At 59.1% G+C, this 23,973-nt stretch carries 15 protein-coding genes, 2 tRNA genes, 3 rRNA genes and 1 riboswitch; of the genes, 9 read left to right on the top strand and 11 right to left on the bottom strand.

Annotated features, from left to right (window positions below):
- Window positions 1-159 precede the first annotated feature (159 nt).
- Window positions 160-1,116, bottom strand: coding sequence for a beta-propeller fold lactonase family protein (locus OX462_RS23505; RefSeq protein ID WP_409027199.1), 957 nt, complete (start codon window positions 1,114-1,116; stop codon window positions 160-162).
- Window positions 1,117-1,320: 204 nt separating this feature from the next.
- On the opposite strand from OX462_RS23505, the gene OX462_RS23510 reads away from it, so the two are divergent.
- Window positions 1,321-3,459 (top strand): TonB-dependent receptor family protein, encoded by a 2,139-nt coding sequence (locus OX462_RS23510; protein WP_409027200.1) that lies wholly within the window; start codon window positions 1,321-1,323, stop codon window positions 3,457-3,459.
- A gap of 56 nt (window positions 3,460-3,515) precedes the next feature.
- Here the strand turns inward: OX462_RS23510 and OX462_RS23515 are convergent, their stop codons facing one another.
- The 5 genes from OX462_RS23515 to OX462_RS23535 form a co-directional block, all read right to left on the bottom strand.
- Window positions 3,516-4,349 (bottom strand): substrate-binding periplasmic protein, encoded by an 834-nt coding sequence (locus OX462_RS23515; RefSeq protein WP_409027201.1) that lies wholly within the window; start codon window positions 4,347-4,349, stop codon window positions 3,516-3,518.
- Between the two features lie 25 nt (window positions 4,350-4,374).
- Window positions 4,375-4,860: a cytochrome c-550 PedF gene (gene pedF, locus OX462_RS23520; protein WP_070221748.1), complete on the bottom strand. Its 486-nt coding sequence runs from the start codon at window positions 4,858-4,860 to the stop codon at window positions 4,375-4,377.
- A gap of 131 nt (window positions 4,861-4,991) precedes the next feature.
- A complete protein-coding gene (gene rtcA, locus OX462_RS23525) occupies window positions 4,992-6,011 on the bottom strand; it encodes an RNA 3'-terminal phosphate cyclase (RefSeq protein WP_409027202.1) in 1,020 nt (339 codons plus the stop codon).
- Window positions 6,012-6,027: 16 nt separating this feature from the next.
- The gene (locus OX462_RS23530; RefSeq protein ID WP_409027203.1) at window positions 6,028-7,263 is read right to left on the bottom strand and encodes an RtcB family protein; all 1,236 of its coding nucleotides are present in this window, start codon (window positions 7,261-7,263) and stop codon (window positions 6,028-6,030) included.
- Between the two features lie 272 nt (window positions 7,264-7,535).
- Window positions 7,536-9,107 carry a TROVE domain-containing protein gene (locus tag OX462_RS23535; protein ID WP_070310871.1) on the bottom strand — a complete coding sequence of 524 codons (1,572 nt, stop codon included), beginning with the start codon at window positions 9,105-9,107 and terminating at the stop codon, window positions 7,536-7,538.
- Window positions 9,108-9,313: 206 nt separating this feature from the next.
- Between OX462_RS23535 and rtcR the strand changes: the two genes are divergently transcribed.
- Window positions 9,314-10,918, top strand: coding sequence for an RNA repair transcriptional activator RtcR (rtcR, locus tag OX462_RS23540; protein WP_121668522.1), 1,605 nt, complete (start codon window positions 9,314-9,316; stop codon window positions 10,916-10,918).
- A gap of 236 nt (window positions 10,919-11,154) precedes the next feature.
- Here the strand turns inward: rtcR and rrf are convergent.
- From rrf to OX462_RS23565, 5 genes are all read right to left on the bottom strand, one after another.
- Window positions 11,155-11,267, bottom strand: a 5S ribosomal RNA gene (rrf, locus tag OX462_RS23545).
- A gap of 136 nt (window positions 11,268-11,403) precedes the next feature.
- A 23S ribosomal RNA gene (locus OX462_RS23550) occupies window positions 11,404-14,279 on the bottom strand.
- Between the two features lie 243 nt (window positions 14,280-14,522).
- Window positions 14,523-14,598, bottom strand: a tRNA-Ala gene (locus OX462_RS23555).
- A gap of 25 nt (window positions 14,599-14,623) precedes the next feature.
- A tRNA-Ile gene (locus tag OX462_RS23560) sits at window positions 14,624-14,700 on the bottom strand.
- Window positions 14,701-14,781: 81 nt separating this feature from the next.
- A 16S ribosomal RNA gene (locus tag OX462_RS23565) occupies window positions 14,782-16,312 on the bottom strand.
- Together the 16S, 23S and 5S rRNA genes with 2 tRNA genes alongside form the textbook arrangement of a ribosomal RNA operon.
- A 458-nt stretch (window positions 16,313-16,770) precedes the next feature.
- Between OX462_RS23565 and cobT the strand changes: the two genes are divergently transcribed.
- The 7 genes from cobT to cobO all read left to right on the top strand — a co-directional run bounded on the left by cobT (window position 16,771) and on the right by cobO (window position 23,968).
- Window positions 16,771-17,811: a nicotinate-nucleotide--dimethylbenzimidazole phosphoribosyltransferase gene (gene cobT / locus OX462_RS23570; RefSeq protein ID WP_409027204.1), complete on the top strand. Its 1,041-nt coding sequence runs from the start codon at window positions 16,771-16,773 to the stop codon at window positions 17,809-17,811.
- Window positions 17,812-17,815: 4 nt separating this feature from the next.
- Complete coding sequence (locus tag OX462_RS23575; RefSeq protein WP_230506283.1) at window positions 17,816-18,622, top strand: adenosylcobinamide-GDP ribazoletransferase; 807 nt, start codon at window positions 17,816-17,818, stop codon at window positions 18,620-18,622.
- Window positions 18,623-18,626: 4 nt separating this feature from the next.
- The gene (locus OX462_RS23580; RefSeq protein ID WP_409027205.1) at window positions 18,627-19,181 is read left to right on the top strand and encodes a histidine phosphatase family protein; all 555 of its coding nucleotides are present in this window, start codon (window positions 18,627-18,629) and stop codon (window positions 19,179-19,181) included.
- Window positions 19,182-19,225: 44 nt separating this feature from the next.
- Window positions 19,226-19,468, top strand: a riboswitch (cobalamin riboswitch).
- Window positions 19,469-19,594: 126 nt separating this feature from the next.
- Window positions 19,595-21,463, top strand: a complete 1,869-nt coding sequence (locus OX462_RS23585) for a TonB-dependent receptor domain-containing protein (RefSeq protein WP_409027206.1) — start codon at window positions 19,595-19,597, stop codon at window positions 21,461-21,463.
- 80 nt (window positions 21,464-21,543) lie between these two features.
- A complete protein-coding gene (locus OX462_RS23590) occupies window positions 21,544-22,569 on the top strand; it encodes a FecCD family ABC transporter permease (protein ID WP_070290224.1) in 1,026 nt (341 codons plus the stop codon).
- The gene (locus OX462_RS23595) at window positions 22,566-23,339 is read left to right on the top strand and encodes an ABC transporter ATP-binding protein (RefSeq protein WP_070312895.1); all 774 of its coding nucleotides are present in this window, start codon (window positions 22,566-22,568) and stop codon (window positions 23,337-23,339) included. The genes OX462_RS23590 and OX462_RS23595 overlap by 4 nt, the downstream gene beginning before the upstream one ends.
- Window positions 23,336-23,968 carry a cob(I)yrinic acid a,c-diamide adenosyltransferase gene (gene cobO, locus OX462_RS23600; RefSeq protein ID WP_070219379.1) on the top strand — a complete coding sequence of 211 codons (633 nt, stop codon included), beginning with the start codon at window positions 23,336-23,338 and terminating at the stop codon, window positions 23,966-23,968. The genes OX462_RS23595 and cobO overlap by 4 nt, the downstream gene beginning before the upstream one ends.
- The last annotated feature ends 5 nt before the right edge of the window (window positions 23,969-23,973 follow it).

The following is a 23,973-nucleotide window of genomic DNA, read 5'->3' on the forward strand; positions in this document are numbered from 1 at the left end:
TCGGCGCATGCCCGGGCTTGAGCCGCGGGAGCGGGCCTGTTTGCGTTTTGAACAAGGTGAAGGCATCCTGTTCCAATCCGGGCCAGCCCTGCGGCATCTCCCCTGCGCCGCTGCACAATGGAACAGGTGTACCAGACTGGAACACCTGTTCCTGTACCGCTACCGAATCACCACGCCCCATGGCAATTCGCCCACGGCAATATCGGCCACCTTGCGCGCGCTGGCCGTATCGATGACGGAGACGCTGTTCGAGCGGCCATTGGCCACGTACAGCTTGGCCCCGTCGGGCGTGATGGCCATGTTCCATGGGCGCTTGCCGACGGGAATGGTGGCCGTCACCTGCTTGCTGGCCGTATCGATCACCATCACCGTACCGTCGATGCCGTTCGAGACATACACTTGCTTGCCGCCGGGATGGACCACGATGCCATTCGCATTTTTACCCGCTGGAATGGTGGCAATGGCCTTGCGCGCCGCCATGTCGATGACATAGACGGCATTGACCAGTTCGCACGCCACGTAGGCAAGGCCCGAATCCGGACTGAAACCGATGCCGCGCGGACGCAAGCCCACGGCAATGGACGCGACCTGGCGGCGTTGCGCCACGTCGATGACATCGACTTGCTCGGCCTCTTCCGCACTGACCAGCAGCCAGCGCCCATCGGGACTGAACACGGCATGTTCCGGGTTGCGTCCCTGCACCTTGATATCGGCAAGCACGACGCCCGTCTGGCCATCAAGCAAGGCCACGCTATTGTTTTCCTCGACGGCCACGGCCACGTAACGACCGTCGTGCGAGGCGCTCACGCCTTCGGGTGACTTGCCCAGCGCCACCATGCGCACGGGTGCGCCAGCTTCGTTATCGATCAGCAGCAAGGCGCTGCTGGCCGCATCGGTGACAAACAATTGCCGCCCGGTGGGGTCGGCGGCGATGCCGCGCGGACGCTTGCCTGCCGCGATCTGGCGCACGACCTGGTCGGTCGCCGTGTCGATCACGCTCACGGTGCCCGATTTTTCATTGGGGACATAGGCAAAAGGAGCGGCCTGGAGGGCGGTGCTGGCAAGCGCCGGCAGCAGCCAGCACACCTGGCGCAAGCGCGGGAAGAAGTTGGGCATAATCACCTTTTCAATGGCAAAACACAGGAAAAGCGCGCGGTAGCGGCGCATCTGATAATTGCTGCATGCAAACGCCGTGCCACTGACACGCGTATAATTTCCGCCCACCAATGGAGACATGGCAGGCATATTGCTTGATACAACTATGCAGACCTGCGCCGCTCACGCGCTCAAGCAGGCTTTTATTCACATTGGAGAATCCGCATGCAGCATCGTTTCCGCCTGAACACCATCGCCAGCCTGTTTGTCGCCGGCAGCGCCACCCTGGCCCCCCACGTCTTTGCCGCCGAGGCGGCTGACTTGGCCGCCGGGCAACTCATGGATACGGTGGTCATCAGCGGCAGCCGCATCGCCCACCCCAGCCAGGAAGTGCCCGCGTCCATCGACGTCGTCGACAGCACCCGCATCCAGGACGGCCAAATCCGCGTCAATGCCTCGGAAACGCTGGCCGCCGTGCCGGGTCTGGTCGTACAAAACCGCCAAAACTACGCACAAGACTTGCAAATCTCGTCGCGCGGCTTCGGCGCCCGCTCGGCCTTCGGCGTGCGCGGCGTCAAGCTGATCAGCGATGGCATTCCCGCCAGCATGCCCGACGGGCAAGGCCAGGCTGCCACCTTCAACCTCGATACGGCCGAGCGCATCGAAGTGCTGCGCGGGCCGTTTTCTGCCATCTACGGCAACCATTCGGGCGGCGTGATCCAGCTGTTTTCCAAGGATGGGCAAAATCCCCCGTCCGTCGAACTGAACGTGACGGGCGGCAGCTTCGGCACCAGCAAGGTGGACCTGTCGGCGCAGGGCCAGGCAGGCGGCATCGGCTACGTGCTCGACGGTTCGCGCTTCCGCACGGACGGCTTCCGCGACCACAGCGCCGCCACGCGCGAACAGGCGTTCGGCAAGATCACGGTCAAGCCGAATACGGACAGCAAGCTGACCATCGTCGCCAACAGCCTGCACCAGGGCAACACGCAAGATCCGCTGGGCGCCACCTGGGCCACGTTTTCCCGCGATCCGCGCGCGGGCGAAATCGATGCGACGGACACGCAAAACCCGAAACGCACCCTGGCCGAACGCTACAACACGCGCAAGAGCATCGACCACCAGCAAATCGGCGCCACCTATGAACAATCGTTTGGCGAAGACCGCCTGCACGTGACGGCCTACGGCGGCAACCGCGACGTGATCCAGTACCAGGCTTTTACCAAGGGTTTCCAGGCGCCAGCCAGCCATTCGGGCGGCGTGGTCGACTTCCAGCGTGAGTTCTACGGCATCGACACCAACTGGCTGCACGTGAACCAGCTGGCAGGCGGCAAGCTGAGCACCACCATCGGCATCGACTATGGCCGCTCCAGCGATGACCGCACCGGCTATGAAAATTACATCGGCAACACGTTTGGCGTGAAGGGCAAGCTGCGCCGCGACGAGCAGGATGTCGTTTCCAGCCTCGACCCGTATATCCAGGCAGAATGGCAAAGCGGGCCATGGCTGCTCAGCGCAGGTGTGCGCTACAGCAAGATGAAAGTGTCGGTCAACGACCGCTTCCTCGGCAATGGCGACGACAGCGGCAGCCTGGAGTTCAGCCACACGACACCCGTGCTGGGCCTGCTGTATAAACTGACGCCCAACGTCAACGTGTACGCCAGCGCCGCGCGCGGTTTCGAAGCACCCACCCTGAACGAACTGTTTTACTCGGGCACGGGCGGCGGCTTCAATTACCAGCTGAAACCGGCCACCAGCACCAACCTGGAAGCGGGTATCAAGGCCAGGATCGCGAACAACACGCATGTGAACGCGGCCGTGTTCCAGATCAAGACCAACGATGAACTGGTGGTCGACAGTTCCAGCGGCGGGCGCACCAGCTACCGCAATGCGGGCAAGACCTTACGCCAAGGCATGGAAGTGTCGCTCGACTCCAGCTTGCCGTACGGTTTCACGACAAAAGTGGCGCTGACCAGCCTGCACGCCGTGTATGACCAGGCGTTCGGCAGCGTGCGCGAAGGCAGCCGCTTGCCGGGCGTGCCCAGCGCCAACCTGTTCGCGGAACTGGCCTGGAAAGACACGCTCGACCGTTTCGGCGCGGCAGTGGAAAGCGTGGCCAGCAACCAGGTCTACGCGGAAGACAGCAACAGCGAAAAACCGGCGCCCGGCTACACGGTGTTCAATGCGCGCTTCAACGCCAAACAAAACGTAGGGAATTGGCGCTTCAAGGAGTTTGCCCGCCTGAATAATCTTTTCGACAAGACCTACGTGGGCTCCGTCATCGTCGGCGACAGCAACAAGCGCTACTATGAAGCGGCGCCGGGGCGCAACTGGTTGTTAGGCGTCAGCGCCATGTATTCCTTCTAATTAAAAAAGCCCGCGCATCAGAAGATGCGCGGGCTTTTCAACGAGAGCAAGCTAAATCAGGGCCGCGCTTCCTTCACGCCATACTTCTCAAAGATGGCTTTCAATTCACCGCTGGCCGCCATCTCGTTCATGGCCCCCTGCAGTAACTTGGCCACGTCGAGCTGTTGCTTGCTGACGGCCAGGCCCACGGCCCAGCCGGCACGCGGCAAGCGGGCGAACGCCACTTCAGTCATGGGGAAAGCGGGATCGCTTTTCAGCACCGATTCGATTTCCGATCGGTTGGCCAGCACGGCGTCGAGCTTGCCTACTTGCAATTGCTGCAAGGCTTCGGCGGCCGTATCGAAGATACGCACGTCGTCGCGGTACTTGCCATTGTCCTCGCCCAGCATCAGCATGGCCGCGATCGAGACCTTTTCCACGCCGATACGCTTGCCTGCGAGGCTGGCGACGCCATCGAATTGCGGCACGGCTTGCGCGCTGCGCGCCAGGCGCACGGTTTCCACGTAGTACGGCGCGAAGATCTCGACCTTGTCGTTATCCGCCATCAATTTCTTGTCGACCGGCACGTGCAGCATTACGTCGGCGGGACCATAGCCGAGGTAATGTCCCTTCCACACCATATTGCGCAAGTCGTCGTTGAGGTTTTCGCCGGCGGGAAAGGGCAGCAAGCTCAGTTTCAGCCCCAGCTTTTTCGCCAGCGCTTCGGCGATGTCGATATCGATGCCCGTGCCCTTGTCGGAAAACGGCGCGAAATCGTTGTACACAGCCACTTTCAGGCTGCCCGACTGCTGCACTTTCTGCCAATCGGCACGCGCCGGCGCGGCCGCGCACAGCGCCATGCAAGCGAGCGAGAGCATCGCGCGCGCGCCACGGGGTTGAAATGAACGCATGGAACTCCTTCGTTATCAGTTCGACCTAATTAGACTCGCGGCGGGTTTCCAGGTAGGTCTTGATGGCCCACATCGCTTCCTGGTTGAATACGCCCTCGAACGGCGGCATGTACACGGCGCCATTACGCACTTTACCGTGACGGATGGTCGCCAGGAAATAATTATCCGTTTCCTTGTAGCACGCCTGTTTCTTTGTCTCATTCTTGATACCGAAGCAATCACGGTCCAGCTGGCGCAAGTCCGGCGCGATGCCGCCCGAAATGGCTTCGATGCCGTGGCAGCGCGCGCAATTCTGGTTATAGGCCGAGGTGCCCACCGTCAGGGCCAGCTTGTTGCCGCGATACGGGTTTTGCTCGAGCCACTTGTCGCCCACCTTGGGCAAGCCCGTGGTGTCGACGCCTTGCGGCGTGACATTGCCGTGCGCATAGGCATGCGGCAAGGTCAGCAGGGAGGTGAGGGCAACGGCGCCGGCGGCGGCCACGCCGAGCAGAGTACGGATGGAATAGGTCATGCTGGTCTCCTTGGTTTTTTTAGTGAATATCTCAAGAAGAGCAAATGCCATGCCATGCGTACATGCCCCACATCGGGCCACCCATGTATCAATTTGGAACAGCTGCAACAGCGATTGTGTCACCGCGCGCGTCAGGCGGCGGCCACCGTGCAGATGCTGCCCCGCGCCTGCTGCTCGAAAGTGATACGCACGGGCAAGAAGCGGGCAATCACGTCCGCATTCGTCAACGCATGCTGCGACACCTTGTTGCAACTGAAGCTACCGCCGCCGGCCAGCGCCATCGGCAGCAAGAGCTGGTCCGCCAGGTGCTCGCCCACGGCCGCGTCCGTCTTGAGATAGGCGCGCACCTCGTTCAACAGGCGCTTGGCCACGGATTCGGCCAGCAAGTGCTTTTCGCCGAACGACGTAAATACTTCCGTGACGTGCTCATGTTCCAATGTCAGCAACAGGACGTTGCCCGGTCCCTGCTCCGCCGGCAAGCCGACGAGACGCAGCTGCTTGCCGCTCCAGCCCATGCCGTCGGCGACACGCTCGAGCTCGCGCTGCGCCACGTTCACATGCACGCCCGCCACCACGCTTTCCGCATACCCGGCCTTCCGCTCGCCGCGCTGCAGCAGTGAAATGGGCCGCAAGCGCTGGCACGGTTGCACGGTGGCCAGCACCTCGCCACCACCTGCGGGATGAAAGCCATAGCGCTGCTGCGTAATCTCCACCTCGGCGCCCATCTGTTCCAGGATGCGGCCATACGCGCGCTGCAAAAAATGCACGGGCGGCGCCATGGCATTGTGCGTGCCGCCGCTGATGCGCACGGTAGACGGCCCATCCGCATGCAGCAGAGCCGGCAGCAAGGTTTGCAACACCAGGGTGCAGCTGCCGGCGCTGCCGATGGCAAAGCGGTAATCGCCGCCGCGTATGGGGCCAGGCACGAATTCCAGGCTGGCTGCGCGCAGCACCACCGGCGTCGTGCGCGCCCCGCAAATCGCGGTCGCTGCCTGCACGGCCAGCAAATGCTGGCGCAGCAAGCCGGGCTTTTCCCGCCCCGCGCGAATATTCGTCAGCCGGAACGGCTGGGCCGTGATCATGGACAGGCTCAGCGCCGAGCGCAAAATCTGTCCGCCGCCTTCACCTTGTGCTCCATCAATTTCGATCATCTGTACTTTCTCTTTATTAACCTTTGACGCAAACGACCTGCTTCAGGATATGCACGACGTCGACCAGCTCGCGCTGCGCCAGCATCACTGCATCGATATCCTTGTAGGCCATTGGAATTTCATCGATCACGTTTTCATCCTTGCGGCATTCCACGCCTTGCGTGGCGCGGATCTGGTCGTCCAGGTTGAAGCGCCGCTTCGCTTCCGTACGGCTCATCGTGCGTCCCGCGCCGTGGCTGCAGCTATGGAAACTGTCCGCATTACCCTTGCCGCGCACGATAAAACTCTTCGCGCCCATGGAACCGGGAATGATCCCCAGTTCGCCGGCACGGGCCGAGACGGCGCCCTTGCGCGTGACCAGCACGTCCTTGCCGAAGTGGTGCTCCTTCTGCACATAGTTATGGTGACAGTTGACGGCTTCCACATGCGTCTGAAACGGCTTATGGATGACGGTGCGCACGGCCGCGATCAGGTTTTGCATCATCACTTCGCGGTTGTTGCGCGCGAAACGCTGGGCCCAGCCCACCGCTTCCACGTAATCGTCGTAATGCTGCGTGCCTTCGGCCAGATAGGCCAGGTCCTGGTCGGGCAGGTTGATGAAGTGGGTACGCATATCCTGCTTGGCCAGTTCGATGAAATGCGTACCGATGGCATTGCCCACGCCGCGCGAACCGGAATGCAGCATGAACCATACAGAACCCTGTTCATCGAGACAGACTTCGACGAAGTGGTTACCGCTGCCCAAAGTTCCCAGGTGACGATAGTTATTCGTGTTCTTCAGCTTGGGCGTTTTCAGGCAGATGGCGTCGAATTCATCCTTCAGCTGCAGCCACGCGGCATCGACCACCGAGGGCGGCGTCTGCCAGGAACCCTCGTCGCGGCCGCGGTGACCGCGCGTCTTCGGCGACATCCCGTGCGGAATGGCGCGCTCGATGGCGCTGCGCAGCGGCCCCAGGTTATCGGGCAAATCATTTGCCGTCAGCGTGGTTTTCGCCGCCATCATGCCGCAACCGATATCGACGCCCACGGCTGCCGGAATCACGGCGCCCAGGGTGGGGATCACGCTGCCGATGGTCGATCCTTTACCCAGGTGGACGTCGGGCATGACGGCGATGTGCTTGTAGATGAACGGCAGGGTCGCCGTGTTGCGCAATTGTTTTTTGGCCGCTTCTTCGACAGGCACGCCACGCGTCCACATTTTCACGGGACGGCTGCCTTCGGTATGCAGAACTTCGTATTCTTCGTTTTTCATCGCTATGCTCTTCTTCTATTGTATAGGGGGTGATGACAAGGATTGGTGAAACATTGCCGACGCATCGGCTCTGGATGTAGTTCCACCGGCATTCATCAGTACGACAACCCGACAAGGGGGGACAGGATTTTCTGCCAGGCGCACTGCGTCTGGCAGGCCGGTTTGACGCGGCTGATCGATGTAATCCTGTCGGCATTCGGGGTACTGCGGCGCATGACAAACCTGGACAGGACGTCTCTCATGTAGTCTTGTCCGCATTCGTGCGCGTTACTTCAACAAGCTGGTACCGCGATATCGATGGTGGCGATTTCTCCCACCCAGTGGGCCGGGTCCAGCTGACCGGCGGCAAAGGCGGCGATGATCTTGAAGACGTCGTCGGAAAAACCGCCGATATTCAGGATATCCTCGCGCTCCATCGCCTGTGTCGTGGCATGCGGCGAAATATCGATGCACACCAGCTTTGCCTGCGGATTGCGCTGCCTGAAAACCGTCCACTGCCCCATCGTCGCCGTGGCGCCGCTGCGCCTGGCGTCGATCCACGATTCGTTATCGGACACATAGATCACCAGGTCGGCCAGCTCCTTCCTGCTGTTCATGCGCAGCAGGGGTGCGCTGCAATTGGTGCCGCCACCGCCGATGGCCGCCAGCCTGGCCGCATTCGCCATTACGCTGTCATCGGCGCCAAGTGCGCACTGCACCACGTTGTGCTCGAACGGCAGCACCATGGCGTCCGGATTCTTGCGCAGCATGGCTGCCGCCACCAGAGCCGCCACGTCGATGCAGCGCACGTTCGAGGTGGCGCTGCCGCGAAAACCGCTGACGGGCGAGGCCATCGAGCCGGAAACGTCAGGACACACCACCACCTTGCCCGTGATCCGCGGCACGTTCGCCAGCGATATTTCCAGCGCCTGCTCCAGCGCTGCATGCACGATGCACGGTACCTTGTCGCCGGCGGCCATGTACGCCGACATCAGTTGGTAGGGAAACACGCGCGAGCTGGCGATCGCTTCGGGATCGCGCAGCTTGGCGGCGATCAGTTCCGGCATGCCATCAATCGCGTACACGCCATGGCGGGCAAAGGTATTCAGATTCATGCGCACCATCTGCCAGCTGCCCTGGCGGGCGATCTGCGCCCAATCCTGCGCGCTCAAGGGCAGCGCCGTCAGCATCTGGAACGGCACTGCCGGTATCGGCTGCGAAGGATCGGCCTTGTATGCCTCGAACGCGGCCAGCGCCGGCGGCAAGGCATCGCGTGTATATTCCTTGCCGATCAGCCAGGCAAAGAATGCCTCCCGCCACGCTGCCTGCGGTTTCGGATGCACCATTTTCACCACGTCGGCCAGCGACGGCGCATTGCCCACGGCAGCGGCCAGCAAGGCCTGCTCGGATGCGTTGTTCAACCATGCCTGTACCAGCTTTTTCGGACGCGATCCCAGCGACTTGCGGCCCACGGCGCCCGAACGCATGATCTGCACGAAGTTGCGCAGCATCTTGCCGTTGTTAATCACGCGCTGGAAGGCCTGCGTAAATTCTGCAGCACCCTGCCCCGCCAGCACGGCCACCAGCAAGGCCGGGATGTCTTTCATGTAGCCCCGTTCGCGGCAGTACACGGCCGTTTGTGCGATGAAGGCTGGTTCGACCGCCTTGCACAGTTCCAGTACCATCGCCAGCTGCGCTTCGGCGCTGGCATAGAACGTCGTGTTCAGGCAACCGGTGGCAGCATATTGCGCCAACTGATGCCGTGGCGTCAGTGCATACGCTGGCGCGCCTTCGGCATTGCGTGCCAGTGCCGAAGGCAAGGTCGCGGTCTGTTGTGCGCTCTGAAATAGCTGGACGTTGGCCATTTTTCGTTCCTCTCTGCTCTCTACGTTTATCTCGTTGGTATCTCCTCTATTGCAAGCGCTGTGCCAGCTCTAATAATTTTTCCAAAAACAAATGTAAGCCATTGATTTTTTGGAATAATATTCTCATTCATGCTTTGCCTTGAAACTATCCCCTCGATTACGATTTCGAATACAATTATCTTTTCAGATAAATTTTTATCCAAGATATGCAAGCAAAACGCACCGTCGTCATCGGCTTTCTCGGCACGCAGCTCGACAATGGCCGAGGAGCGGCACGCTGGGAAAAGTGGCGCCCCAGCGTCGCCCTGACCCAGCATGAAGACAAGATCATCGACCGTTTCGAACTGCTGTACGCCGGCGAGCAGTTTGCCAGCCTGGTGCGCCAGGTGTCGCAGGATATCGCCAGCGTCTCGCCTGAAACCAGGCTGGTCGCCCATGAACTGCCCATCAGCGATGCCTGGGATTTTGAAGACGTGTACGGCGCGCTCTACGATTTCGCCAACAGCTACGCCTTCGATCCGGACAAGGAGGAGTACTGGATCCACATCACCACCGGCAGCCACGTGGCGCAAATTTGCATGTTCCTGATGACGGAAGCCCGCTATTTCCCGGGCCGCCTGGTGCAAACGTCGCCACCGAAGCGGCAGGCCGCCGGCAATCCGGGCAGCTACGCGCTGATCGACCTCGATCTGTCGCGCTACGATCAGATCGCCCAGCGTTTTACGCGCGAGCAGGCCGAAGGCGTGGCCTTCCTGAAGTCCGGCATCGCCACGCGCAATGCCAAGTTCAACAGCATGATCGAGGAAATCGAACGCGTCGCCATCAAGTCAAAAGCGCCCATGCTGCTGATGGGACCAACCGGCGCCGGCAAGTCCTTCCTTGCGCGCCGCGTGTATGAACTGAAAAAATCGCGCCATCAGATCGACGGCAAATTCATCGACCTCAATTGCGCCACCCTGCATGGCGATGGCGCAGCCTCTACCTTGTTCGGTCATATCAAGGGGTCATTTACAGGCGCGGGTTCGGATAGGCCAGGCTTGTTGCGCAGCGCGCACAAGGGCTTGCTGTTTCTCGATGAAATCGGCGAGCTGGGACTCGATGAACAGGCGATGCTGCTGAAAGCCATCGAAGAAAAACGCTTCTTTCCTGTTGGTGCGGATACGGAGGTGCAAAGCGACTTCCAGCTGATCGCCGGCACCAACCGCGACCTGGGCAAGGAGGTGGCGGCCGGCCGCTTCCGCGAAGACCTGTATGCGCGCATCAACCTGTGGACGTACGAATTACCGGGTCTGGCGCAGCGAGCCGAGGATATTGAGCCGAACCTGGACTACCTGCTGGCGCAGTACGGTGCGGAGACGGGCGAAAGAGTGCGCTTCAACAAGGAGGCGCGCGAGCGTTTCATGCGCTTTGCCACCCTGTCCACCTCCGCATGGAAGGGGAATTTCCGCGACCTGTCCGCCGCAGTCACGCGCCTTGCCACGCTGTCGGAAGCGGGCCGCATCACCGATAGTGTGGTCGACGAAGAGATCCAGCGCCTGAACCGGATGTGGCAGCATCATGATGGGCGAACCGGTCGGCCGGAAGTGGACCTGGCAGAGCTGATGGGAGAGCAGGCGGCAGCGCAACTCGACCTGTTCGATGCGCTGCAGCTGCAGGCAGTCATCCAGGTGTGCCGACAGTCCAACAGCCTGTCCGATGCGGGCCGCAAGCTGTATGCCGTTTCGCGCGAGGCAAAGGCGAAACCGAATGATGCGGACCGGCTCAAGAAATTCCTGGCTCGCTTTGACCTGGAATGGGACAGTATTAGATAACAGAGGCAGCGCACAGCGCTGCCTTTTTTTCGTCTGTTGCATTGGCAGCTGATGAACAGCCGGGGTCAGACCCTCCATGCCGCAAACTCAGGGGCTTGTACTATCGCCGATGGGGGTCTGACCCCAGCCTTCGCTTGGGGCGAACGCTAAAACCACCAGACGAAAAAAAACCCGACCATTGCTGATCGGGTTTTTCTCAAGAAACCACAGCCAAAGGCTGTTGCTTCAAATAACAAGCCTGACGATAACCTACTTTCACACTGGTTGCAGCACTATCATCGGCGCAAAGTTGTTTCACGGTCCTGTTCGGGATGGGAAGGGGTGGGACCAACTTGCTATGGTCATCAGGCATAACTTGTACCGGCGTTTGTCTCCTGTTGGACGACAAAGCCATGAATCTGGAAGAAGCAAAGATCGGGGTAATGAATGGTATCAACACACACGCAACGTTGTACCGTCTTATCCTCTGTACCTGCTAAGGTTATAGGGACAAGCCGTACGGGCAATTAGTACTGGTTAGCTTAATGCATTACTGCACTTCCACACCCAGCCTATCAACGTCCTGGTCTCGAACGACCCTTCAAAGAGCTCAAGGCTCTGGGAAATCTCATCTCAAGGCAAGTTTCCCGCTTAGATGCTTTCAGCGGTTATCTCTTCCGAACTTAGCTACCCGGCAATGCCACTGGCGTGACAACCGGTACACCAGAGGTTCGTCCACTCCGGTCCTCTCGTACTAGGAGCAGCCCCCTTCAAATTTCCAACGCCCACGGCAGATAGGGACCAAACTGTCTCACGACGTTTTAAACCCAGCTCACGTACCACTTTAAATGGCGAACAGCCATACCCTTGGGACCGGCTACAGCCCCAGGATGTGATGAGCCGACATCGAGGTGCCAAACTCCCCCGTCGATATGAACTCTTGGGAGGAATCAGCCTGTTATCCCCAGAGTACCTTTTATCCGTTGAGCGATGGCCCTTCCATACAGAACCACCGGATCACTATGTCCTACTTTCGTACCTGCTCGACTTGTCAGTCTCGCAGTTAAGCACGCTTATGCCATTGCACTATCAACACGATGTCCGACCGTATCTAGCGTACCTTCGAACTCCTCCGTTACACTTTAGGAGGAGACCGCCCCAGTCAAACTGCCTACCATGCACTGTCCCCGATCCGGATAACGGACCAAGGTTAGAACCTCAAACAAACCAGGGTGGTATTTCAAGGTTGGCTCCACGAGAACTAGCGTCCCCGCTTCAAAGCCTCCCACCTATCCTACACAGATTGGTTCAAAGTCCAATGCAAAGCTACAGTAAAGGTTCATGGGGTCTTTCCGTCTAGCCGCGGGTAGATTGCATCATCACAAACATTTCAACTTCGCTGAGTCTCGGGAGGAGACAGTGTGGCCATCGTTACGCCATTCGTGCAGGTCGGAACTTACCCGACAAGGAATTTCGCTACCTTAGGACCGTTATAGTTACGGCCGCCGTTTACTGGGACTTCAATCAAGAGCTTGCACCCCATCATTTAATCTTCCAGCACCGGGCAGGCGTCACACCCTATACGTCCACTTTCGTGTTTGCAGAGTGCTGTGTTTTTATTAAACAGTCGCAGCCACCAGTTTATTGCAACCCTTTCACCCTCATGGAGTAAACCAATCAAGCTACCGGGGCGTACCTTTTCCCGAAGTTACGGTACCAATTTGCCGAGTTCCTTCTCCCGAGTTCTCTCAAGCGCCTTAGAATACTCATCTCGCCCACCTGTGTCGGTTTGCGGTACGGTCTCGTATGACTGAAGCTTAGAGGCTTTTCTTGGAACCACTTCCGATTGCTTCGTGAACAAGTTCACTCGTCCCATCCCCTTGAATTCCGCGCCCGGATTTGCCTAAGCGCCTTCTATGAGACAGAAACTGACTATTCCAACAGTCAGACAACCTTCCGCGATCCGTCCCCCCATCGCATCATACGACGGTGCAGGAATATTAACCTGCTTCCCATCAGCTACGCATCTCTGCCTCGCCTTAGGGGCCGACTCACCCTGCTCCGATGAACGTTGAACAGGAAACCTTGGGCTTACGGCGTGGAGGCTTTTCACCCCCATTATCGCTACTCATGTCAGCATTCGCACTTCTGATACCTCCAGCATCCTTTACAAGACACCTTCGCAGGCTTACAGAACGCTCTCCTACCATATCCAATAAAGGATATCCGCAGCTTCGGTGACTGGCTTAGCCCCGTTACATCTTCCGCGCAGGACGACTCGATCAGTGAGCTATTACGCTTTCTTTAAATGATGGCTGCTTCTAAGCCAACATCCTGACTGTTTTAGCCTTCCCACTTCGTTTTCCACTTAGCCAATCTTTGGGACCTTAGCTGGCGGTCTGGGTTGTTTCCCTCTTGACGCCGGACGTTAGCACCCGACGTCTGTCTCCCAAGCTCGCACTCATCGGTATTCGGAGTTTGCAATGGTTTGGTAAGTCGCAATGACCCCCTAGCCATAACAGTGCTCTACCCCCGATGGTGATACTTGAGGCACTACCTAAATAGTTTTCGGAGAGAACCAGCTATTTCCAAGTTTGTTTAGCCTTTCACCCCTACCCACAGCTCATCCCCTAATTTTTCAACATTAGTGGGTTCGGACCTCCAGGGCGTGTTACCGCACCTTCATCCTGGCCATGAGTAGATCACTTGGTTTCGGGTCTACACCCAGCGACTGATCGCCCTATTCGGACTCGATTTCTCTACGGCTTCCCTATCTGGTTAACCTTGCCACTGAATGTAAGTCGCTGACCCATTATACAAAAGGTACGCAGTCACGGAACAAGTCCGCTCCTACTGTTTGTATGCACACGGTTTCAGGATCTATTTCACTCCCCTTCCGGGGTTCTTTTCGCCTTTCCCTCACGGTACTGGTTCACTATCGGTCGATTACGAGTATTTAGCCTTGGAGGATGGTCCCCCCATATTCAGACAGGATGTCACGTGTCCCGCCCTACTTGTCGTACGCTTAGTACCACCGGTCCGATTTCACATACGGGGCTATCACCCGCTATGGCTCCTATTTCCAGAGGATTCTGTTATCGGTCCGACTATCACGTACAGGCTCTTCCCATTTCGCTCGCCGCTACTTTGGGAATCTCGGTTGATTTCTTTTCCTGCAGCTACTTAGATGTTTCAGTTCGCCGCGTTCGCCTTGCATACCTATGTATTCAGTATGCAATACCCTAAAAGGGTGGGTTGCCCCATTCGGAAATCTGCGGATCAAAGTGTGTTTGCTCACTCCCCGCAGCTTATCGCAAGCTACTACGTCCTTCATCGCCTGTAATCGCCAAGGCATCCACCATGTGCACTTATTCGCTTGTCCCTATAACGTTAGCCTCTGAAGACCGAAGTCCTCAAAGAGCGCTACAGGGATAAGAAAGTACAACGTTGTTGCTTGTTTGTTGATACATACAATCATTACCCATCGATTCGCTTGTTACGGCAAACCGATCAATAAATAATCTTTACTTCTTCCAGATTGTTAAAGAACATACAGCACTTGATCTCGAAAAGACCAAACCTAAATCCCGGTGCATTTATCAGCACTGATTTACGTTTGAACTTTTGGTGGAGGATGACGGGATCGAACCGACGACCCCCTGCTTGCAAAGCAGGTGCTCTCCCAGCTGAGCTAATCCCCCTAGGGTATTTCCAGACTACAGAAACTGGTAGGGCTGGTTGGACTCGAACCAACGACCCCCGCGTTATCAACACGGTGCTCTAACCAGCTGAGCTACAGCCCCAAATGCTGTTCTTTATATTAACAGCCGATAAGTGTGAACATTTGATGCGTGAATCATTTACATGATTCGTGCAAACTCTAGAAAGGAGGTGATCCAGCCGCACCTTCCGATACGGCTACCTTGTTACGACTTCACCCCAGTCACGAATCCTACCGTGGTAAGCGCCCTCCTTACGGTTAAGCTACCTACTTCTGGTAAAACCCGCTCCCATGGTGTGACGGGCGGTGTGTACAAGACCCGGGAACGTATTCACCGCGACATGCTGATCCGCGATTACTAGCGATTCCAACTTCATGCAGTCGAGTTGCAGACTACAATCCGGACTACGATACACTTTCTGCGATTAGCTCCCCCTCGCGGGTTGGCGGCGCTCTGTATGTACCATTGTATGACGTGTGAAGCCCTACCCATAAGGGCCATGAGGACTTGACGTCATCCCCACCTTCCTCCGGTTTGTCACCGGCAGTCTCATTAGAGTGCCCTTTCGTAGCAACTAATGACAAGGGTTGCGCTCGTTGCGGGACTTAACCCAACATCTCACGACACGAGCTGACGACAGCCATGCAGCACCTGTGTACTGGTTCTCTTTCGAGCACTCCCCAATCTCTCGGGGATTCCAGCCATGTCAAGGGTAGGTAAGGTTTTTCGCGTTGCATCGAATTAATCCACATCATCCACCGCTTGTGCGGGTCCCCGTCAATTCCTTTGAGTTTTAATCTTGCGACCGTACTCCCCAGGCGGTCTACTTCACGCGTTAGCTGCGTTACCAAGTCAATTAAGACCCGACAACTAGTAGACATCGTTTAGGGCGTGGACTACCAGGGTATCTAATCCTGTTTGCTCCCCACGCTTTCGTGCATGAGCGTCAATCTTGACCCAGGGGGCTGCCTTCGCCATCGGTGTTCCTCCACATATCTACGCATTTCACTGCTACACGTGGAATTCTACCCCCCTCTGCCAGATTCTAGCCTTGCAGTCTCCAATGCAATTCCCAGGTTGAGCCCGGGGATTTCACATCAGACTTACAAAACCGCCTGCGCACGCTTTACGCCCAGTAATTCCGATTAACGCTTGCACCCTACGTATTACCGCGGCTGCTGGCACGTAGTTAGCCGGTGCTTATTCTTCAGGTACCGTCATTAGCAAGAGATATTAGCTCTCACCGTTTCTTCCCTGACAAAAGAGCTTTACAACCCGAAGGCCTTCTTCACTCACGCGGCATTGCTGGATCAGGCTTTCGCCCATTGTCCAAAATTCCCCACTGCTGCCTCCCGTAGGAGTCTGGACCGTGTCTCAGTTCCAGTGTGGCTGGTCGTCCTCTCAGACCAGCTACTGATCGATGCCTTGGTAGGCTTTTACCCTACCAACTAGCTAATCAGATATCGGCCGCTCCACGAGCATGAGGTCTTGCGATCCCCCACTTTCATCCGTAGATCGTATGCGGTATTAGCGTAACTTTCGCTACGTTATCCCCCACTCCAGGGTACGTTCCGATATATTACTCACCCGTTCGCCACTCGCCACCAGAGCAAGCTCCGTGCTGCCGTTCGACTTGCATGTGTAAGGCATGCCGCCAGCGTTCAATCTGAGCCAGGATCAAACTCTTCAGTTTAATCTCTGTTACTTTGCCATTTTATTGGCACCGTCATTGCTGACGGGTCGCTCACTCAAAAAACTGACAGGCCACTACTTTCGTAGCGCCTATTTCATTATTTCTTGTGAACATTTGATATTTTAAGTTTTACGCTGCTTACGCAGCGCTGCACTTACATCAAATGCCCACACTTATCGACTGTTAATTGTTAAAGAACTGTATTCGGTGCCACTTTCGCACTATCGACAAAGCGTTGTGTTTGTCAGCTGCGAAGAAGGAAGAGTATGAAGCGTTTCGGCTAATTCGTCAACCTTCTTTTTTACCCTGCTTTACTCGGCATTTGCATGCGTCGTTCAGCGAGGGGGCGAATTATAGCCCTGCGCCGCGCGGGCCGCAAGCGCTAATTTGCGGCTGGGCAAATATTGCTGTGTGATATCGTAGTGCCGACAATCCCCTGCCCCATCACCTTGACTTCCATGCCTATCCCACACATCGTCCCCACCGCCAATCCCGCCCTGGCCAGCGCCCTCGAACACGCCATCAATAGCAAGACCAAGCCGCTGGGCAGTCTCGGCATGCTGGAAACCCTGGCGCGCCAGATCGGCCTGATCCAGCAAAGCACGCAACTGGCATTGCACCAACCCGCCATCATCGTTTTCGCGGCCGACCATGGTGTCGTCGCCGAAGGCATTTCCGCCTATCCGCAAAGCGTGACCTGGCAAATGGTGGAGAACTTCCTCGGCAACGGCGCCGCGATCAATGTCTTTGCCCGCCAGGCCGATTGCGCCCTTTATATAGTAGACGCCGGCGTGAACCACGATTTCGGCCCGCGCGACGGCCTGCTGGACCGCAAGCAAGCTCCCGGCACCCGCAACTTTGCCAATGAACCCGCCATGAGCCAGGAACAATGCCTGGCCGCCATGCAGGCGGGCATGGACCTGGCCGCCACCTTGGACGGCAATGTGCTGGGCTTTGGCGAAATGGGCATCGGCAATACCACGGCCGCTGCCGCACTGATGCACAAGCTGACGCAAACGCCGGTTGCCGACTGCGTCGGTGCCGGCACAGGCCTGTCCAAGGAAGGCATATTGCACAAGCAGCAGGTGATCGAGGCAGCCGTCGCCCATCATGCGGCAATCCATGAGCCGCTCGACGTGCTGGCCACCTTTGGCGGTTTCGAGATCGCCATGATGGCCGGCGCCATGCTCAAGGCAGCCGAACGGCGCATGATTCTGCTGATCGACGGCTTCATCGTCAGCAGCGCCCTGCTGGTGGCGGCCCGTTTGCAGCCAGCCATCCTCGATTACTGCGTGTTTTCGCACTGCTCCGATGAAAACGGCCACCGCCAGTTGCTGGCCAGCCTGGATGCGCGTCCGCTGCTGCACCTCGATTTGCGCCTCGGTGAAGGCACGGGATCGGCGCTGGCCTTGCCGCTGCTGCACGCGGCCGTCAACTTCATGCGCGAAATGGCCACCTTTGCCTCGGCCCAGGTCAGCGAAAAGTCCACGCCAGACTAAGATCATGAGCAACCCCGTTTCCGCCGCAGTCCATCAGTGCCGCCTGTTCTTTATCGCGCTGCAGTTCTTCACGCGCCTGCCGATCCCCCGCTGGGTGGGTTTCGAGCCGGCCTGGCTGCAACACGCCTCGCGCTACTTTCCGCTGGTCGGCGTGGTGGTGGCGGCCATCAGCGGCGCCGTGTATCTGCTGGCCAGCTGGCTCCTGCCTTCGGCGGTGGCCGTGCTGCTGGCCGTCGCCGCCGGCATCTACCTGACGGGCGCCTTCCATGAAGACGGTTTTGCCGACATGTGCGACGGCTTCGGCGGAGGCCTGACGCGCGAGCGGGTGCTGGAAATCATGAAGGATTCACGCATCGGCGCCTATGGCGCCATCGGCATCGTCTGCCTGCTGGCCATCAAGTGCGCGGCACTCGCTTCGCTGCCGCCTGCCTCCGTGGTGGCGACCCTATTCATCGCCCATCCGCTCTCACGCCTGGCCGCCGTCTCGCTGATCTGGCTCATGGACTATGCGCGCGACGAAGGCAAGGCCAAACCGATGGCGCAGGAAATGACGACGGGGGAATTCATCATCGCCGCCGTCTGCGCCCTGCTGCCTGCCATCGCCTGCGCCCTGCTGGGGATAGTTGACTGGGCGGCGCTGGTCTTTGCCATCGTCGCGGCGGCAGCTGCCGCATTCTGGCTGGGTCGCAAATGCCAGCGCCGCCTGCAAGGCTATACGGGCGACTGCCTGGGCGCCGTGCAGCAACTGGCCGAAGTGGCGATTTACCTGGCCATCCTTTCCAGCTTTCAGCCGCCAACACGCTTCTATTGACACCATGCGCCTGATCCTCGTTCGCCACCCCGCGCCGCAGGTGACCAGCGGCACCTGCTATGGCCGCAGCGACGTGGCGGTGGCACCACATGAAATGGCCGCCGCGCGCAGCAGCCTACTAGCGACTTTGCCGCCCGGTGTGCCGCTGTATGCCAGTCCGCTGCGCCGCTGCGCCGGCCTGGCGGCGGCCCTGGCGCAGGAGCTGCCAGCGAGCGAACTACACTTTGATGCCAGGCTGGCCGAAATGGATTTCGGCACGTGGGAAATGCAGCCATGGCACGCGATTGCGCGCGCGGACATCGATGCCTGGGCCGCCGACCTGGCCTGGTACCGCCCCGGCGGCGGCGAGAATGTGCTGGCGATGGCTGCCCGCGTCGATGCGTTTTTAGGCGATCTGTTGCGCGAACAACACGAAACGGCGGTCATCATCTGCCATGCAGGCACCATCCGCCTGCTGTCAGCATTGCAAGCGCGGCTGCCATTGGAAGAAACGGCCCTGCTGGCCGCCCATTCCGCCCATAAAATCGCCTATGGTGCGACGGTCATCATCGATTTCTGATATCGAATCGTCCAGCCGGCCATTTCAGTCCCCGCCTGCTGCACGTATAATGGCGGGGTTTTGGTGCCCGCGCTCATGTCCATGAGCGCAGTTAAACGGGAAACACGATGCCGTAACCGCGGCGAACGTGTGCTGCCCCCGCAACGGTAAGCAAGTGTCGCCCCTCTCTACAGGAAGCGGACGACAAGCTATCTCTGACAACCACTGTGCTTGCAATCATCGAGCATGGGAAGGTGGGATAGCCGTACTTGCCAGCCCGGATACCGGCCAGGACAGGTGGAAGTGTGCGAACGGGGATGTTCGCGATCCGAATGGCCGATGGCCATCTTCGATCATCAATCTCAGTTCCCACTTCTGTTCAATCTGGCCTACGGGGACGTCGGCTGGTTGCATATTACTTACTGAAAATTATCATGACCCATGCTGTTTCCTGCCGCGCGACGCTCACGTCGCTCGCGCTAGCCATTGCCGCGCCTGCCGCTTTCGCCCAAGCCACGCCAGATACCTTCGATCCGATCGTCGTCACCGCCAACCGCTACCCGCAGCACCTGAGCGAAGTATTGAGCGATACGCAGACCATCAGCGCGGAAGACATCGCGCGTTCCGGCGCCGGTACGCTGATCGACCTGCTGCAAAAACAGCGCGGCATCGAAGTCAATCGCAGTGGCGGCCCAGGCACCAATTCGAGCGTCTTCATTCGCGGCGCGAACAGCAACCAGAATATCGTGCTGGTCGACGGCGTGCGCATCGGCTCCGCCACTTCGGGCACAGCCAACTGGAGCGCCCTGCCTTTGTCGAGCATCGACCACGTTGAAATCGTCTACGGTCCACTGAGCACCATGTATGGTGCCGATGCCGTCGGTGGTGTGATCCAGATCTTTACCAAGAAAGGCGATGGCGCGGCGCGCTTCTCCGCCTTCGCTGGCTACGGCCGCTACAACACGCGCCAGGCGGAAGCCAGCGTTGCCGGCTCTACTGGTGGCAACAACAGCTTCAGCTACGCGCTGACCGCAGGCAAGGAAAAATCGGATGGCTTTTCCGCCTCCAAGCTGGGTGCCTCGACGTATACCTACAATCCGGATAAAGACGGCTACGACAAGGAAAGCGTCAGCGGCCAGTTCGGTTACCAGATGGCCAAGGGCCATGAAGTCGGCCTGACTTTCCTGAACAGCAAACTGGATGCGCAGTACGATTCGGGCTTGAACTTCGACGCACGCAACGACAATAAGCTGGAAAACATTTCGGTTTTCACGAAGAACCAGTTCTTGCCGAACTGGACCAGTGAGCTGCGCTACACCCAGGCAAAGGACAAACAAACCTCGGTGTCCGCCACCGGCGCCTTCGGCCGAAGCCAGTTCGACACCAAACAAAGCGACATCAGCTGGCAAAACGATATTCTCATTGGCCGTGACACCCTGCAATTGCTGGGCGAATACCGTGATGAAGACGTCGTGAGCTCGGCCAAGGGCCTGTCCGGCGGCCGCAATACCAAATCGTTCGCTGCATCGTACAACCTGGTGCGCGGCGCCCACCTGGCCAGCATCAGCGGCCGTCGCGACGACAGCTCGGCGTACGGTACGCACAACACGGGTAGCGTCGCCTACGGCTATCGTTTCAGCAACGCCTTGCGCGCCAACGCCAGCTATGGCACCAGTTTCCGCGCACCAACCTTCAACGATCTTTACTACCCTGACTCCGGCATCCCGACGAACAAGCCGGAAAAAGGCCGCAACGCTGAAATTGGCTTGCATTACAACGACGGCCAATCGCAACTGAGCGCGATCTACTACCATAACAAGATCACCGACATGCTCACCTACGTGTCAACTTGCCCGGTAATCGGCTGGAAGCCAGGCTATGGCTGCAGCATGAACGTCGACAAAGCCCTGCTCGAGGGAGTGACACTGGCTGGCGCGCGCAAATTCGGCGCCTTCAACGTCAGCGGCAATATCGACCTGCAAGATCCGCGCAATGAAACCACGGACAAGCAACTGGCACGCCGCGCGAAAAAGCATGCCAATTTCAGCGTCGATTACACGACCGGTCCTTTGACCGCTGGTACGGAGTGGCAGTTGTCTGGCAAGCGTTTTGAAGATGCCGCCAACAAAACCACGCTCGGTGGCTATGGCTTGCTGAACCTGTACACCACCTACCAGTTCGCGCGTGACTGGTCGGTGCTGGCACGCTGGAACAACATCACCAACAAGGACTACGAACTGGGCCGCTTCTACGCAACGCCAGGCTCGAACCTCTTCGTTGGCGTACGCTACGGCATGAAATAAGCATGATGTAATGATGTAAGCTGCGGGCGATGGCATGCCGCCATCGCCCGCAGATGCGGTTCCCGATTTTAAGGCAGTACATGCACCCATTCTTCCGCAATATGCGCCACCGCGCCACCGTGATCATCACGGTATTGATCGCGTGCGCGATTGCCAGCCTGATTTTCTCCGGCATGATCGGTTCGATCGCGATTCCGCTCGCCGACCTGCCTTCCGCCCTGTTCCATGTCGTGCAGGGCAAGACCGATACCCTCGCCGCCACCCTGCTCGACCTGCGCCTGGGCCGCGCGCTGACCGCCTTTGTCACCGGCGCGGCGCTGTCGCTGGCGGGCCTGATGATGCAGGCGCTGCTGCGCAATCCCCTGGCCGATCCTTACGTGCTGGGCATTTCCGCCGGCGCCTCCGTCGGCGCGCTGGCCGCGCTGCTGTTCATGTGCGCGCTGTGGGTCGTCGACGCGGCCGCCTTCGCCGGCGCCGTCGGCGTGTCCATGCTGCTGTACTTCTTTGCCCGGCGCGACCTGCGCGGCGGCACGGCGGCCGAAGGCGGCGCCTCGCTGTTGCTGCTGACGGGCGTGATCCTGGCCTCGGCCTGCATGGCCATCGTCACCCTGATGCTCTCCATCGCCCCGGAAAGCCGCTTGCGCAGCATGGTGTTCTGGATGATCGGCGACCTGTCCGGCGCGCCCGCGCGGCTGATGCCCTGGCTGGTGTTGGCCGGCGCCATGGTCTTTGCGCTGCGCTGCGCGCGTTCGCTCAACGTCATGGCCCTGCACGCGGAAGCGGCCAGCACCCTGGGCGTACGCGTGGGCGCCCTGCGCAAGGGCCTGTTTTTCTGTTCCGGCCTGCTCACGGCCAGCGCCGTCACCAGCGCCGGCAGCGTGGGCTTCGTGGGACTTATCGTGCCGCACGCGCTGCGCTTCGCCTGCGGCCCCGATCACCGCCTGCTGATACCGGCCGCCGCGCTGGCCGGCGGCACCTTCCTGGTACTGGCAGATACGCTGGCGCGCACCGTGCTGGCGCCATTGCAGTTGCCCGTCGGCGTGGTGACGGCCATGATCGGTGCGCCCGTCTTCCTGTACCAGCTCCATCGATTGCGCCGCACATGATACGCACCTACCAACTGGGCCTGAAGGCGGGCACGCGCTCCCTCGTGGAAAACCTCACCTGGCAGATAAAAGACGGTGAATGCTGGAGTGTCATCGGCCGCAACGGCGCCGGCAAAAGTACTTTGCTGCGCACCCTGGCCGGCTTGCGCGAACCAGATGCCGGCCACGTGACGATACAGGGCCGCGCCCTGATCGACTGGCCACTGGAAGCACTGGCGCGCGAACGGGCCTTCCTGGCGCAAGCGCGGCACGACGCGTTCTCGTACCGCGTCATCGAAACCGTGCTGTCGGCGCGCCACCCGTATCACGACAACCATTACTGGGAAGGCAGCGACGACCAGCGCATCGCCCTGGCGGCACTGGCCTCGATGGAAGTGGACCACCTGGCCGAGCGCGACGTGCGCAGCCTGTCCGGCGGCGAACGCCAGCGCGTGGCGATCGCCGCCATGCTGGCACAGGACACGCCCCTGCTGCTGCTGGATGAACCGGCCAACGCGCTGGACCTGGCGCACCAGGTCAGCGTCATGGGCCTGCTGGCCAAGCTGTGCCGCGAACAGAATAAAACCGTGGTCATGGTAGGCCATGACCTGAACCTGGCGCACAGCGTCTCGACCCATGCGCTGCTGCTGATGGGCGACGGCGGCTGGCTGGCCGGCCCTGTGGCCGAGGTGATGCAGGCATCCATCCTGGGCGACTACCTGGGCCACCCTATCGAGATCATCGATCACGGCAAACGCAAGATATTCATACCGAAAGAGGATCAGACATGAGCGACAACAAACCTATCGACGTAGAAACAGCCGCAATCAACGAACGCCACCGCGTGCGCATGGAGAGAAAAAAAGCCATCATCGACGCGGCCATCGCCAAGGCCGACAAGGAAATCGGCATCATCATCGTCAACACGGGCAACGGCAAGGGCAAGAGTTCTAGCGGCTTCGGCATGGCCATCCGCGCCATGGGTCACGGCATGAAAGTGGGCGTGGTGCAGTTCATCAAGGGCGCCATGTCGACGGGCGAAGAAAAATTCCTGCGCCGCTTCCCCGACGAAATCAGTTTTCATGCGATGGGCGAAGGCTATACCTGGGAAACGCAGAACCGCGAACGCGACATCGAAAAAGCCGAACTTGCATGGGAGCAGGCGAAGACCTTCCTGGCCGATCCCAGTTACGGCCTGGTGCTGTTCGACGAACTCAATATCGCCCTCAAGTACAACTACCTCGACGTGCACAAGGTCATCGCCGATCTGCTCGAACGCCCGGCCATGCAGCACGTGGTCATCACGGGCCGCGGCGCGCCGGACGAATTGATCGCCATCGCCGACACCGTCACCGAAATGGCCGTCGTCAAGCATGCGTACGCGGCCGGCATCGGCGCACAAATCGGCACCGAGTGGTAACAGCG

Origin of the sequence: Janthinobacterium aestuarii (assembly GCF_046113285.1) — a bacterium.
GTDB lineage: Bacteria > Pseudomonadota > Gammaproteobacteria > Burkholderiales > Burkholderiaceae_D > Janthinobacterium.